General features: G+C 38.4%; 13 protein-coding genes. 12 read left to right on the forward strand and 1 reads right to left on the reverse strand.

Features of this window, described 5'->3' with window-relative positions:
• The first annotated feature begins 53 nt into the window (after nucleotides 1-53).
• The 6 genes from FVB32_RS15235 to FVB32_RS15260 all read left to right on the forward strand — a co-directional run bounded on the left by FVB32_RS15235 (nucleotide 54) and on the right by FVB32_RS15260 (nucleotide 7,366).
• Nucleotides 54-815, forward strand: a complete 762-nt coding sequence (locus tag FVB32_RS15235; RefSeq protein ID WP_147744688.1) for a Rossmann-like and DUF2520 domain-containing protein — start codon at nucleotides 54-56, stop codon at nucleotides 813-815.
• Nucleotides 799-1,326 carry a KdsC family phosphatase gene (locus FVB32_RS15240; RefSeq protein ID WP_147744689.1) on the forward strand — a complete coding sequence of 176 codons (528 nt, stop codon included), beginning with the start codon at nucleotides 799-801 and terminating at the stop codon, nucleotides 1,324-1,326. The genes FVB32_RS15235 and FVB32_RS15240 overlap by 17 nt, the downstream gene beginning before the upstream one ends.
• A complete protein-coding gene (locus FVB32_RS15245) occupies nucleotides 1,319-1,921 on the forward strand; it encodes a Maf family nucleotide pyrophosphatase (RefSeq protein ID WP_147744690.1) in 603 nt (200 codons plus the stop codon). Before FVB32_RS15240 ends, FVB32_RS15245 begins: the two co-directional genes overlap by 8 nt.
• A 36-nt stretch (nucleotides 1,922-1,957) precedes the next feature.
• Nucleotides 1,958-2,914, forward strand: a complete 957-nt coding sequence (locus FVB32_RS15250) for a septum formation inhibitor Maf (RefSeq protein WP_147744691.1) — start codon at nucleotides 1,958-1,960, stop codon at nucleotides 2,912-2,914.
• A gap of 104 nt (nucleotides 2,915-3,018) precedes the next feature.
• On the forward strand, nucleotides 3,019-5,550 hold the full coding sequence (locus FVB32_RS15255) for a PIG-L family deacetylase (protein ID WP_147744692.1): 2,532 nt from the start codon (nucleotides 3,019-3,021) through the stop codon (nucleotides 5,548-5,550).
• 109 nt (nucleotides 5,551-5,659) lie between these two features.
• Nucleotides 5,660-7,366, forward strand: a complete 1,707-nt coding sequence (locus FVB32_RS15260) for a sodium:solute symporter (RefSeq protein WP_147744693.1) — start codon at nucleotides 5,660-5,662, stop codon at nucleotides 7,364-7,366.
• 52 nt (nucleotides 7,367-7,418) lie between these two features.
• Here FVB32_RS15260 and FVB32_RS15265 read toward each other — a convergent pair whose 3' ends face one another.
• On the reverse strand, nucleotides 7,419-8,264 hold the full coding sequence (locus FVB32_RS15265) for a DUF2911 domain-containing protein (RefSeq protein ID WP_147744694.1): 846 nt from the start codon (nucleotides 8,262-8,264) through the stop codon (nucleotides 7,419-7,421).
• Between the two features lie 224 nt (nucleotides 8,265-8,488).
• Between FVB32_RS15265 and FVB32_RS15270 the strand changes: the two genes are divergently transcribed.
• From FVB32_RS15270 to FVB32_RS15295, 6 genes are all read left to right on the forward strand, one after another.
• A complete protein-coding gene (locus FVB32_RS15270; protein ID WP_147744695.1) occupies nucleotides 8,489-8,986 on the forward strand; it encodes an SRPBCC family protein in 498 nt (165 codons plus the stop codon).
• A 4-nt stretch (nucleotides 8,987-8,990) separates the two neighbouring features.
• A complete protein-coding gene (locus tag FVB32_RS15275; RefSeq protein WP_147744696.1) occupies nucleotides 8,991-9,683 on the forward strand; it encodes an SDR family NAD(P)-dependent oxidoreductase in 693 nt (230 codons plus the stop codon).
• The gene (locus FVB32_RS15280) at nucleotides 9,683-10,993 is read left to right on the forward strand and encodes a cryptochrome/photolyase family protein (RefSeq protein WP_147744697.1); all 1,311 of its coding nucleotides are present in this window, start codon (nucleotides 9,683-9,685) and stop codon (nucleotides 10,991-10,993) included. Before FVB32_RS15275 ends, FVB32_RS15280 begins: the two co-directional genes overlap by 1 nt.
• Before the next feature lie 116 nt (nucleotides 10,994-11,109).
• Nucleotides 11,110-12,537: an amidohydrolase gene (locus tag FVB32_RS15285; RefSeq protein WP_147744698.1), complete on the forward strand. Its 1,428-nt coding sequence runs from the start codon at nucleotides 11,110-11,112 to the stop codon at nucleotides 12,535-12,537.
• Between the two features lie 75 nt (nucleotides 12,538-12,612).
• Nucleotides 12,613-13,497 (forward strand): VOC family protein, encoded by an 885-nt coding sequence (locus FVB32_RS17925; RefSeq protein ID WP_246139900.1) that lies wholly within the window; start codon nucleotides 12,613-12,615, stop codon nucleotides 13,495-13,497.
• Nucleotides 13,498-13,499: 2 nt separating this feature from the next.
• Complete coding sequence (locus tag FVB32_RS15295; RefSeq protein WP_147744699.1) at nucleotides 13,500-14,504, forward strand: pirin family protein; 1,005 nt, start codon at nucleotides 13,500-13,502, stop codon at nucleotides 14,502-14,504.
• The last annotated feature ends 74 nt before the right edge of the window (nucleotides 14,505-14,578 follow it).

The following is a 14,578-nucleotide window of genomic DNA, read 5'->3' on the forward strand; positions in this document are numbered from 1 at the left end:
ATGGCGGCTTTTTTGTTTTAGCCATTTACATTTCATTCCCTTATTTTTGACGCATGTACACTGTAGTCATTTTAGGAACCGGGAATTTAGCAGAACATCTTTGCAACGCTTTTTCCACCTTAGATGAGGCTACTATAGTACAGGTTTATGGTAGAAATCCTGAAAAACTTAAGAAATTCAATACCTACTCAGATACTTGTACTGATCCTACTCAAATCAAAAACGCAGACGTATACATTATTGCTGTAAAAGATGATGCCATAGTCCCTGTATCTAAATTACTTTTAGACAAAAAGGGAATCGTTGCACATACCTCGGGGGCGATTGGAATGGAAAGTATTCAGCCGAAAAACAAAGGTGTTTTTTATCCACTTCAAACCTTTACCAAAGGTAAACCTATAGATTTTAAAACCATCCCTATCTGTATTGAGGCAAAAGAGCGTGCTTCCTTAAAAATCCTGCATGACTTAGCGGGGCTTGTCTCCGATATGGTATATAAAACAACATCAGAGCAAAGAGAAAAACTTCACTTAGCGGCCGTTTTTGCCAATAATTTCACTAACTACTTATATAGTGTTAGTGAAACTATTTGTGTTAAAGAAGAATTACCCTTTTCACTTTTGCATCCATTAATCATGGAAACTGCCAAAAAACTTAAATCCTTATCACCTAGAGAAGCACAAACTGGGCCGGCGCGTCGAGGAGATCAAAAAAGCATGGAAAAGCATTTATCTTTATTAAAAAACAAAAAACAAACCGAACTTTACGCCCAACTAAGTGAAGCCATAAAAAAAATGTATGAAAAAGAATTATAAAGAGCTGCTAAATGCTATAACCACTTTTGTTTTTGATGTGGATGGCGTGTTTACAGATGGTTCAATTCTAATAACCACTTCTGGAGAAATGCTGCGTAAGATGAACGTAAAAGATGGCTATGCCCTAAAAACTGCCTTGCAAAAGGGATACAACGTATGTATTATTTCTGGGGGCACAAATGAAGGAGTTAAAGAACGATTAAAGGGACTTGGAGTGACGGATATTTACTTAGGTGCCCATCACAAACAAGATCCGTTGGAAGAATACTTGGATGTCTACAATATTAATCCAAAAAACGTTTTGTATATGGGTGATGACCTTCCTGACATACCGCCGATGAAAATGGTCGCCCTTGCCACTGCTCCCCAGAATGCAGTTGCGGAAGTGAAGGCTATTTCGGACTATGTTTCCCATAAAAATGGCGGGGAAGGTTGCGTTAGGGATATTATAGAGCAGGTACTTAAAGTGAAAGGAGATTGGAACGACAATTTTAGTGCTAAAAATGATTGAAAGAAATCCGTTAAAAGAAAAACTAGAAGGGTACAAACTCATTTTAGGCTCCGGTTCTCCTCGAAGAAAGCTATTTCTCGAGGAAATGGGTCTGGACTTTGAAGTACGTCCAAAATCGGTAGAAGAAGTTTATCCCAATCATCTTAAAGGAAGTGAAATCTCAAATTATTTAGCCGAATTAAAGGCCACCCCATTTAAAGAAGAATTAGTTCCAAATGAAATTGTGATTACCTCCGATACCGTTGTATGGCACAAAGAAACCTCGCTGGCAAAGGCCTCGAACAAAGAAGAAGCGTTTCAAATGCTGCGAACATTATCTGGAGATTGGCATAAAGTGATTACCTCCGTATGTTTTACAACAACTACCTCCCAAAAGACGGTAAACGCAACTACTTTGGTCAAGTTTATGGATTTTAGTGATGCGGAATTGAAGTATTATATTGATTTGTGCGAACCCTATGACAAAGCTGGAGCATACGGCATTCAAGAATGGATTGGACAAATTGGTATTTCTGAAATTAAAGGTCCCTATACAAATGTGGTCGGTTTGCCTACACATTTAGTTTACAAAACGTTAATGGACATGGTTACCTAAGCAGGGATACGTAATTTTACGTAAATCCTTCCTGTTATGAAAAAAGTATTCAAAACCGAGTTTGCCATTGCATTGGTAGTTTTAGTTTCTGTTTCCTTCGTTTCTTGTGTTGAAAAAACTAAGGCTTCCAACAAAGAAATGGCTCTAAATACCAAAGAGACATCAAAGAAATTTGAAAGCCCAAGAAAACAACTTTCTGAAGATTTTAAAAAATACTGGTATGCTGGAAATGCCGAAATCACTTCGTACACCTTGGAACAAGCAAGATATGGTGAAATACGAAATGGACATGCCGTGTTAATTTATGTTACTGAGCCTTTTTTACCCGAAATACAAGTAAAAGCGGATAGCGATAATGCAAAAAACATTCCAGTTTTAAAGCTAAATGCTACAAAAAAGTATTTGACCGGTATTTACCCATATTCCGTAATGAGTAGTACTTTTTACCCTGTTCATGACAATCAACATGCCATAAAAACCAGCTTATCCATGCAGGAATGGTGCGGCCATGTATATGCTCAAATTAACAACAGAGACCAATTTGAGTATACCTCTCATTCTTATTTTGAGACCGAAGCAGACCAAAACTTGGCATTGGAAAAAGACCTCTTGGAAAATGAAATTTGGAACAAAATACGAATCAACCCAACTGATCTGCCCATCGGAAATTTGAAAGTAATTCCATCTCTTGAATATTCTCGTCTTAGACATAAAACCCTCAAAGCATATAACGCTAAAGCAACACTGTCAACCCAAGGCGGCCTAAGCAATTATACTATCGTATATCCAGAATTAGAGCGAACGCTTAGCATACAATTTTCATCAAGCTTTCCATATACCATTGAAAGTTGGACTGAAGATTTTAAAAGTGGCTTTGGACCCAATGCAAAAATAATGACCACAAAAGCCACAAGGTTAAAATCCCTTAAGACAGCTTATTGGGGTCAAAATGGAAATAAGGATGAAGTGTTAAGGGATAGTTTAGGGTTATAATTAAATCAGTTTTGGCATAATCCCACCCTGTTAAAGATGTTCTAAAGTGCATCTGGGCTCATTTGAATCTTTCTATATTTGGTGCAACCACTAAAAATTTACCTATGCGAAACTTCTGGGTCAGCACCTTATTTGTAGCTGCCGTTTTTTCAAATGTATTTGCCCAAAGGCCAAACAAACCAACATCTACTGAAATACATCATAATCTTCAAAAACTCAATTTTTTAGGCACCGCGCTTTACATTGCGGCTCATCCAGATGATGAAAATACGAGACTGATTTCTTATTTGTCAAATCATGATAAAGCACATACGGCTTACCTTTCCCTTACGCGGGGCGATGGTGGGCAAAATTTAATAGGTTCTGAATTAAGGGAACTTTTAGGGGTTTTAAGGACCCAGGAATTGTTAGCCGCCAGAAGAATAGATGGAGGCGAACAATGGTTTACCAGAGCAAATGATTTTGGCTATTCCAAGCACCCAAATGAAACACTTAAAATATGGGACAAAGAAAAAGTCTTGGGAGATGTGGTTTGGGCTATTCGTAATTTAAAACCAGATGTTATCATAAATCGTTTTGACCATAGAACTCCAGGATCAACCCACGGTCACCATACATCTTCGGCCATGCTAAGTATGGAAGCCTTTGATCTGGCAAATGATGCCAATGCCTATCCAGAACAGTTGGAACTTACCTCCACCTGGCAGCCTAGACGCGCTTTTTTTAATACCACCTGGTGGTTCTATGGAAGTAGAGAGAATTTTGAAAAAGCAGACAAATCCAATATGCTGAAATTTGATATTGGTGTGTTTTATCCGGAATTAGGGCTTTCCAATAACGAAATTGCATCCATGGCAAGCAGCCAGCATTTGTGTCAAGGATTTGGAAGAGTGACCACAAGAGGGTCGCAAGACGAGTACGTAGAATTATTGAAAGGCGATTTGCCAACGACAAACAATTTATTTGAAGGAATTGATACCACATGGTCAAGAGTAAAGGGCGGAGCAGCCATCGGCGAAATTTTGTATAAAATTGAAAAGAATTTTGATTTTGCCAATCCATCAAAACATATTCCAGAGCTGGTAAAAGCGTATACCCTATTACAAAATATTGAAGATGAGCACTGGAAAACACTAAAGTCCGAAGAATTAAGGGCCCTAATCCTAGATTGCGCAGGTCTTTATTTAGAAACAAGTGCTACCGCTGCTTCTACCTCTGCAGAAAATACTTCCAAGCTTAATGTGGAAGCATTGAACAGAAGTTCTCAAAATATAGTACTAAAGGAAATACAAATAGAAGGGACAGCCATTAAGTTGTCGCCAAGCAAGGTGCTTGAAAATAACAAAAGAGAAAACTTTTCTATGGATTTTCCTGTTCCAAACTCCGTAACCGACTCTGGGCCATATTGGCTAACAGAACAAGGTAGTTTGGGAATGTATATAGTGAAAGACCAAAAGATGATTGGGAAACCTGAAACACCCAGTGCATTTAACACAAGATTTAGTCTGGACTTTAACGGTATAGAAATTGAGTTTTCAAAACCTGTTGTATATCGTCACTCAAAACCAGAAAAAGGAGAGCTTTATGAGCCCTTTGTAGTGTTACCCGAAGCTACTTCCAAAATTGCTGAAAAAGTGTTGATTTTTTCCGATTCAGAACCCAAAGACGTGATGGTAAATGTAAGAGCAGGCAAGGATAGTGTCTCTGGTCAAGTAAAATTAGATTATCCTTCTGGTTGGAATGTTTATCCAAAAAGTAAATCGTTTTCTATCCAACAAAAGGGCCAAGAACAATCTTTAACCTTTAAGGTTACCCCACCTTCCGAAGATAGTGAAGGAAAACTGTCGCCAGTCATTACAATTGAAAATAAGACATATACCAAAGAACTTGTTGAAATCGCATACGATCATATTCCAAAACAGTCCATTTTATTACCCTCGGAAGCGAAAGTGGTACGCGTGAACATTCAAAAGTCTGGAGAACATATTGGCTATATCATGGGTGCTGGAGATGAGGTGCCAGAGAGTTTAAAGCAAATCGGGTACCAAGTGCACACCATAAATCCAAATGATATACAAAAAGGTTCTTTGGACAAATATGACGCGATTGTAGTGGGCATTAGAGCTTACAATGTGGTCGAAGGCCTTAAGTTTAAGCAACCCATTTTATTCGATTATGTTGAAAACGGAGGAAATATGATTGTGCAATACAATACTGCAGGTAGATGGGCCAAACAATTTGAAAATATAGCTCCTTATGGTCTTACCCTTTCAAGAACAAGGGTAACCGATGAAACTGCGGAGGTTAACATAGTCGCCAATAATCATTCCTTGGTCAATTTCCCCAATACAATAAGGGAAAGCGATTTTAATGGTTGGGTCCAAGAAAGAGGATTGTATTTTCCCGAAGAATGGAGTTCAGAATTTACTCCTATACTTTCTATGAACGATGAAGGTGAATCTCCTACTGAAGGAGCCCTCTTAGTAGCGCCTCATGGTCAAGGCCATTATATCTACACCGGATTGAGTTTTTTTAGAGAGCTTCCAGCGGGTGTATCTGGTGCATACAAACTTTTTGCAAACATGCTTTCCATTGGAAAGAATGAGGTGAAATCTGAAAGTGAAATCAAAGGATAACATGGAAAACAAAATCAATTGGAAGAGGGAATACACATTAGTGCTCCTGTTAAACCTTCTGTATATTATAATTTTCTACTTCATCATGTCACAAAATAACTAAGCCTTAATGGGGATATTAGATTGGATCGTTCTTGGTAGTGCGCTATTATTTATTGTAGGGTACGGCGTTTGGAAAACCAAAGGAAGTAAAAATGTTGATGATTATGTATTAGGCGGGAATGATGCCAAATGGTGGACCATTGGACTTTCCGTAATGGCCACTCAGGCAAGTGCCATTACCTTTCTTTCCACTCCAGGGCAAGCATTTCACGATGGTTTGGGATTTGTACAATTCTATTTTGGACTTCCCTTGGCCATGATTTTTATATGTCTGGTCTTTATCCCTATATATAGAAGACTTAAGGTATTCACCGCATATGAAATGTTGGAGGGCAGATTCGATTTAAAAACGAGGACTCTAACTGCTATATTATTTTTAATCCAGCGTGGATTGGCGGCAGGCATAACCATCTTTGCTCCTTCAATAATTCTCTCCGCAGTACTAGGATGGGATTTACGCACACTAAATATCATTATTGGGGTTTTGGTTATAGCCTATACGGTATCTGGCGGCACAAAAGCTGTAAGCGTAACACAAAAGCAACAGATGTTCATCATTATGGTGGGTATGTTCTTTGCTTTCTTTTTTATCCTTGGCTCTTTACCCACAGGCGTTTCCTTTGGAGAGGCTCTTAAAATAGCTGGCGCCAACAACAAATTACAAATCCTTGATTTTAGTTTCGATACCAACAACCGTTATACCTTTTGGAGCGGCATTACGGGGGGATTCTTTTTAGCCTTGGCCTACTTTGGAACAGATCAAAGTCAAGTACAGCGATATCTTTCAGGGAAATCTGTTCGGGAAAGTCAATTGGGACTTATTTTTAATGGTATTTTTAAAATACCGATGCAATTTTTCATCCTTTTGGTGGGCGCTATGGTTTTTGTTTTTTATCAATACAATCCTTCACCTCTAAATTTTAATCCTGCGGCCACCCAGGCTGTAATGGAATCGGAATACGTAGACGATTACAAGCTATTGGAAAAAGGACATTTAGAATTGGAACAGGAAAAGAAAATGGCTCAAAATGCGTTTTCAGCTGCATTGCAATTGAAGGAATACAATGCTGTGGAACAGGCAAAACAAGACATTGTTAAAATCAATCAAAGAGAACGGGCAAGCAGGGATGCAGCAAAGACGCTAATTGCCCAAGCGAATGATAGTGTTGAAACCAACGATAAAGATTATGTTTTTATCCATTTTATTTTAGATAATTTACCCACTGGACTTATCGGTTTACTATTGGCCGTGATTCTCTCCGCTGCTATGTCATCCACAGCTTCAGAACTAAATGCCCTTGGTACCATAACCGCTTTGGATCTATATAAAAGAAATAAAAAAGGTGATCCAGATGAAAAGCATTACGTGCTTGCCACCAAAGGATTTACTTTGCTTTGGGGCATTATTGCCATCATTATTGCCTGCGTTGCTAACCTATTCGACAACCTAATACAATTGGTCAATATTATAGGCTCTATTTTTTATGGCAATGTACTGGGTATTTTTCTGTTGGCGTTCTTCTTTAAGTTTGTAAAGGGTAATGCAGTTTTTGTCGCTGCCCTGATAACGCAGGTAATTGTAATTATAGGTTGGTATATGGATTGGATGTCCTATCTATGGTTAAATGCATTTGGATGTATGTTGGTGATTTTCCTAGCTATGTTGATTGAGACCTTTGATGGCTTCTTAAGAAAACCTCCGATAAAAACATAAAAAGACCCGCGATAATCGCGGGTCTTTTTATGTTTTAAAACTATTTAAATAATTATAGCGCTCCCCATTCTTTCAGAGAATCTTTGTTCATTTTGATGTAATCATCATTTCCTGCGACCTCAGATGCAGCCAAAGATTTTTTAGCAGTCTCAATGGCTGCTTTCTTATCTCCAGCTTTAGCATAAATCAAAGATTGCTGACGTAATTGCCAAAACCTTGGTTCGTCAGTCATGGACATTGCTTTTTCCATCCACTCCTTAGCTTTAGAAATATCCTTGTCCTCATTTAAATAATACACTGCGGCTGTGTAATAATCTCCAGCACTTGGTCCTGCCAAAGTATTCTCAATATCTTTTAGAACGGTTGCGTCTGCAGGAACTGTAAAAGGAACAGCTACATATACTTTTTCCCAGATAAAACCTAAGTTGGCACCATTACTTTTTAAATCATCAATAGTAATCGTGAACGTCTCTACAGCCATAGGCATTGGGTAAACCTGAACAGTAGTTTTTGCTGCTACCTTAGCATCATCCCATTCTCTAGGAGTTCCTCCACCCTGTGTATCCGTGTAAAAGAAAACTTCCCAGTTAGATTCCCCAGGTTTTGTGAAAACTGAATATGTACCAGCTTTTACCTCCTGATTATCGATGGTGACATCAGTGCTAAAGCTAACTTTAGTGTATGCATTGGCTCCCGTTCTCCATAGTTTGTTATAAGGAACCAAGTCTCCAAAAATTGTTCTGCCTCGCATTGAAGGCCTTGAATAATCTACAGTAACATCTGTTAAACCAACCTTTTGTTCCAATTTAGAAGCAGGGCTTGGGGCAGGAGTTGTAATCTGCGCTTCCACTGCAAGGGAAACCGATACAGCACATAGTAATAAGAGTAATTTTTTCATTAGAAAGTGTTTTAGATTTGTTAGTGAAGCAAAACTAAAGATAATGGGAAGCTTGGGTTGTTAAGAAACCCTTAAAAGAGCAAGCCCTTTACATCTCCGTAAACAAATTCTTCAAAAGCTCACCTATTAGAAATAGGTTCATCCACAAAATCAATGCTATTTTGTTTAATCTTTTTAATTTTTCATTGAACATTTTTTGAAGTATCTTTGAATAAAGCAAGTCCATGAAAGTATATCAACTCCGTTCAAAACAGGTGTTGCCTATATCAAAAAAAGAAGCCTGGAATTTTTTGTCAAATCCTGCTAATTTAAAAACAATTACTCCTGATCACATGGGGTTCCATATTCTTTCAGGAGATGATAGACCCATGTATGCTGGGCAAATCATTCAATATATAGTACAGCCATTTCCCTTTTTTCGCACCAAATGGGTGACAGAAATTACCCATGTAATTGATGGAGAGTACTTTGTTGACGAACAACGCTTCGGCCCATATGCGCTATGGCATCATAAACATTTTTTAAAGAAAACTGAGCAGGGTGTGGAAATGGAAGACATTATAGATTATAAAATTCCGTTTGGAATTTTGGGACAATTGTTTCAACCTATTTTGGTAAAAAAACAACTCCTACAGATTTTCCAATACAGAGAACAAAAACTAGCTGAACTTTTTGGTAAAGTAGATGGTGAACCCAATACACTTGAATTGATATCAATTTAGAAAGATGAAAAAGAATATTTTGCTTGTTGGAGGATCACATGGTATTGGTTTTGAAATGGTTAAATCTCTTTTGGAAAACTACACGGTTTATGTTGCATCTAGAACAAAAAATGAGTTAGGAGACCTGAACGTAAATCACATTACTTTTGATGCCACAACAGATAATTTGAATGAAAGTCAGCTACCTAATGAAATTCATGGTTTTGCCTATTGCCCAGGGAGCATTAATTTAAAACCCTTTAAAATGCTGTCTTTGGATACTTTTAAAGATGATATGAATTTGAATTTTTTCTCCTTGGTAAATGTGGTCAAAACCATAATACCTAAAATGGCAGAAGACTCTAGTATGCTATTTTTTAGCACCGTAGCCGTAGGTACCGGAATGCCTTTTCATACAAGCGTTGCCGCAGCAAAAGGTGCTATCGAAGGTTTTACAAAGGCTATGGCAGCTGAATATGCTCCTAAAATACGTGTAAATACCATTGCGCCTTCTCTCGTAGAGACAGAACTCGCTAAACGTTTACTTAATAATGACAGAAAAAAAGAACTAATGTCGGAAAGACATCCTTTAAAAAGGTTTGGGAATGCATTAGATATTGCCAATTTAGCGGTTTTCTTATTAAGCGAAAAAAGTACCTGGATCACAGGCCAGGTTATTGGAGTAGACGGAGGGATATCCACTTTGAATGTGAATTAATGAAAGGTAAAATTTCCATTTTTTGGTATCGTAGGGATTTACGGCTAGACGATAACGTAGGGTTTTATCATGCACTACAAAATGGTGACCCAGTGTTACCCATATTTATTTTTGATACTGAAATTCTTGAAAACTTACCTAAAAATGACGCAAGGGTCACCTTTTTTCACGGTCAACTTCAGAAAATGCGAGACGAGCTTCAAAACAAGTATAATAGCACCATAGCACTGTTCAAGGGTGACGTAATTTCTGTTTTTGAAGGACTTCTACGAGAATATGATATCTCATCTGTTTACACGAATCACGACTACGAGCCGTATGCCATTAAACGTGATTTAAAAATAAAGTCATTTCTAAGCCAAAAGGGAATAGGTTTCCATAGTTTCAAAGACCAGGTCATTTTTGAAAAAAATGAAGTAGTCAAAGATGATGGCACCCCCTATTTGGTATATACACCCTACAAAAAAAAGTGGAAGAAGAAGTTTAACCCCTCTGTCCATATTCAAGAATACGATACCTATTCCCACTTCACAAAACTATGTCAGGAAACAAACTTTCCCAATATCCAGTTATCCGAAATCGGCTTTGAGCCCTCTACAATTCGAGTTGAAAATTATAAAACTACTCCTAAATTGATTGAAAACTATGAGGATACCAGAAATTTTCCTGCCCTAGACGAAGGAACTTCAAGGTTAGGTCCCCATCTACGATTTGGTACTGTTTCTATCCGCAAAATTGTAAAAAAAGCAATTTCAGAAAAAAATGAAGTTTTTTGGAGTGAGCTAATATGGCGTGAATTCTTTATGCAAATTCTCTGGCATTTCCCCAACACGCTCAACAATGCTTTTAAACCCAAATATGATCGAATTGTTTGGAGAAATGATGAAACAGAATTTGAACTTTGGAAAATGGGGAGAACGGGATATGCTCTTGTGGATGCAGGTATGAGAGAATTAAATAACACTGGTTACATGCACAATCGTGTGCGAATGGTTGTAGCAAGCTTTCTCTGCAAGCACCTATTAATAGATTGGCGCTGGGGAGAGGCTTACTTCGCCAAAAAATTATTGGACTTTGAGCTAGCCAGCAATGTGGGTAATTGGCAGTGGGCTGCTGGAAGCGGTGTGGATGCAGCACCTTATTTTAGGGTCTTCAATCCCATGACACAACTAGCCAAATTCGATAGCAAAGGAACATATATTTCAAAGTGGATTACTGATTACCAAGAACTTACTTATCCTTCAAAAATTGTAGATCACAAAATAGCCCGTGAACGGTGTTTAAAAGCGTATAAAGAAGCTGTAGGTTGATGCTTTTTCAGTATTTTTAGTACCCGTTTTTATCGTTTAGACTTCTTTCCTGTGAATTTCATTGATTGGTCTAATGATATTGACCTTCTAAATGTGACTAATTCAAATATTATAAAATGAAACAATTAACTACCCTATTCCTTCTTTGTTTGGTTTCCGTACAAATGACGGCTCAAAAGATGAATTCAAGCAAAAAAGCTATTATTGCCTCTGTTGAAGCGCACAAAGAAAACCTTATTAAGATTAGTGATTCTATTTGGGCACTTGCCGAAACAGCATTCAACGAGTCTAAATCTGCCGAAGTTTTAGCAGATTATGCAGAGAAAAATGGCCTGACCGTTACCAGAGGGGTTGCAGATATTCCAACCGCATTCACTGCAACTTATGGTTCTGGAAAACCAGTAATAAGCGTCTTGGGCGAGTTTGATGCATTACCCGGTCTATCGCAAAAGACGGAACCAACCAAAAATCCAAGAATTGAAGGAGCTCCAGGTCACGGCTGTGGGCATAATATGTTCGGTGCTGCGAGTTTAGGTGCAGCCATAGCCATTAAAGAACAAATAGAATCAGGAAAACTTAAGGGAACTGTAAAATTTCTCGGGACACCTGCCGAAGAGAAGTTTTTTGCAAAAGTTTGGATGGTAGAAGCTGGACTCTGGGATGATGTAGATGTAAACGTTAGCTGGCATCCTGGCGCCAATATTGAAGCCGATGTACAAAGTGGTTTATCTCTAATAGATTTCATCGTGGAATTTTACGGACAAGCAGCTCATGCTTCCGCTGATCCATGGAATGGGCGTAGTGCTTCAGATGCGTTGGAATTATACACAACAGGGATGAATTATTATAGGGAGCATATTAAACCAACCTCTCGAATCCATTATCACATTCAAGATGGCGGTCAGGTGGTCAATGTTGTTCCCGATTATTCCAAAATTTGGGTAAGGGTCCGTGATCCAAAACGTAAAGTAATGCTTCCTACATACGAACGGGTTAAAAAAATGGCTGAGGGCGCTGCTATAATGGCCAATGTAGATTACAAAATATCTTTAGTTTCTGGAATTTATGAGGTGTTGGTAAATAGAGCAGGAGGAGAAATCATGCAAAAAAACTTGGAGCTTTTAGGCCCTATTTCATATACAGAAGATGAAGTTGCTTTCGGAAAAGCCATTCAAAAAGCTACCGGGAAACCAGAAATTGGTATGGACAGTAAGATTGAGCCTTTAAGGGAAACTGAGAAAAGTCCAGGAGGAGGCTCTACAGATGTAGGCGATGTAAGTTGGAATGTGCCAAACATTAACCTAAGCGTTACTGTTGCGCCAAAAGATACACCATGGCATTCATGGGCCGTTGTAGCCTGTGGTGGAATGAGCATTGGACACAAGGGGATGGTTTATGCCTCCAAAGCAATGGCAATGACTATGGCTGATCTATTTGAAAATCCGAAATTGGTTGAAAAGGTAAAGGCGGAGTACAAAACTAGAAAAGGTGCTGAAAAATACGAGGCCATGATAGATGGTCCACCACCAATCGGAAAAAACTAAACAGAATAATTAAATTCAGCCAACATAAAAACTAAGAACAAAGAGAATTCTATAAACCTATAGGTACATAGTAAAATGAAGAAGTATTTAGTGATATTGGCAATAGGGCTATTTATTCAAAGTCAAGCCCAACAAAGTAAATTGGTCCTTTTTGATAACCTTATCGGTAAAACATGGAAAGCTGAGGGCAATTGGGGTGACGGTTCAAAATTTAAACAAGAAATAGAATTTCAATATAGTTTAGACAGCACCTTAGTCATTACAAATGCCCTTGGCTATACCAATAAAGAGCAAACTACTTATGGTCCAAGAAACCATGGGGTCAGAAGCTTTGATGCCGAGTCTAATACCATTAAGTTTTGGGAGTTTGACATTTTTGGTGGCGTTACAGAAGGTACCATTAAAAATGTGGGTAAGGATATTGTATATACTTACGCCTACGGAGAATCCATAGTTACGGACTATTGGCAATATGTAGATGCGTATACCTATAATTTTATTGTTGGTGATTTTGAAAACGGCCAATGGAAGCAAAAATATTTGACTACCCAATTTACAGCTCCTAAGAAGCTTGGGGTGAGTTTTGATTTTGACCATCAATCCCTTGTGGTTACCAATTTGATGAAAACTGGGGATTTTTATAAGGATGTCTTTGATTTTGAAGAGATTCCGCACCCAGAACGAAAACCTGGGTTTCGATGGTTCAATATTTATGGGAATTCGCAATTACACTTAATTAAAAAAGATGTTATTGAATTCAAAAAAGACAAAAGCATTCATTTATGTTTGGCGGTGAAAAATCTAGAAGGTTTTATTGAGCGCTTAATTTCAAAAAACATTGATTTTTACGATTGGCCTGGCAACAAAGGTTCTGTAACAGATAGAGCAGACGGTGTAAAGCAAATTTACATTCAGGACCCTGAAGGTTATTGGATTGAGATAAACACCGCAAAACATTAATTATGAGTGATGCCGTCTTACAAACATTTCCGCTTGGTTTTCCCTGGCAAACCCAGGATCCCTTTCTTTTTTGCGTATATCATTTAGATCATTACCCGAAAGGTACAGAAACCATGGGGCCTGACCCCAAACTTCTTGAAGGTAGAAACATTGGGAATGATTTTACCATAAAAGATGGCTGGCGCATGTATCACGGGCAGACCATTCCGGGATTTCCGTATCACCCACACCGTGGGTTTGAAACCATCACCATTGTTAATAAGGGGTATTGCGATCACTCAGATTCTTTAGGTGCAGCAGGAAGGTTTGGCGAAGGTGACACCCAATGGATGACCGCAGGGAGAGGAGTACAACACTCCGAAATGTTTCCCTTACTAAATACAGACAAGGAAAACCCCCTCGAACTTTTTCAAATTTGGTTGAATTTGCCTAAGGCCGATAAGTTTGTGGAACCTCATTTTAAGATGCTCTGGCATGAAGATATTCCGATTATTGATGAAGGAAATGCCCAAATAAAAGTAATTGCAGGGAATTATAAGGGTACACAAGCCAATGAACCAGCGCCAAATTCTTGGGCGTCGAAAACGGACCATGAAGTGGCCATTTGGAACATTCATATAGATGCCAATACGGAATACACTTTACCCAAAATCAGTACGCTAGCCACACGAACACTTTATTTTTACGAAGGTTCGGAAATCCACATCGGAAATAAAAAGGTGACCCCGAATTTTGGAATTGCACTGGACCCTTTTCAAGAAGTAACTTTAAAAATAGGTTCCGAGAAAGCTCATTTCCTACTATTACAAGGAAAACCCATCGATGAGCCTGTGGCCAAATATGGCCCATTTGTAATGAATACTGATGAAGAAATTCAGCAGGCCATGGAAGAATACCGCCTGACCCAATTTGGTGGATGGCCTTGGCCCTACCCCGACAACGTTCATAACAAAGAAAAAGGGCGTTTTGCTAAATACCCGGATGGGAGTTTGGTTGAAAAGAAATAGCTATCTATCCATTTTCATAACCCAAATCAGTCTTGAAATAACAAAAACCAAAACAAATACACAGGAATCTACTA

The organism is Flagellimonas hymeniacidonis (genome assembly GCF_008040165.1).
Taxonomy (GTDB): domain Bacteria; phylum Bacteroidota; class Bacteroidia; order Flavobacteriales; family Flavobacteriaceae; genus Flagellimonas; species Flagellimonas hymeniacidonis.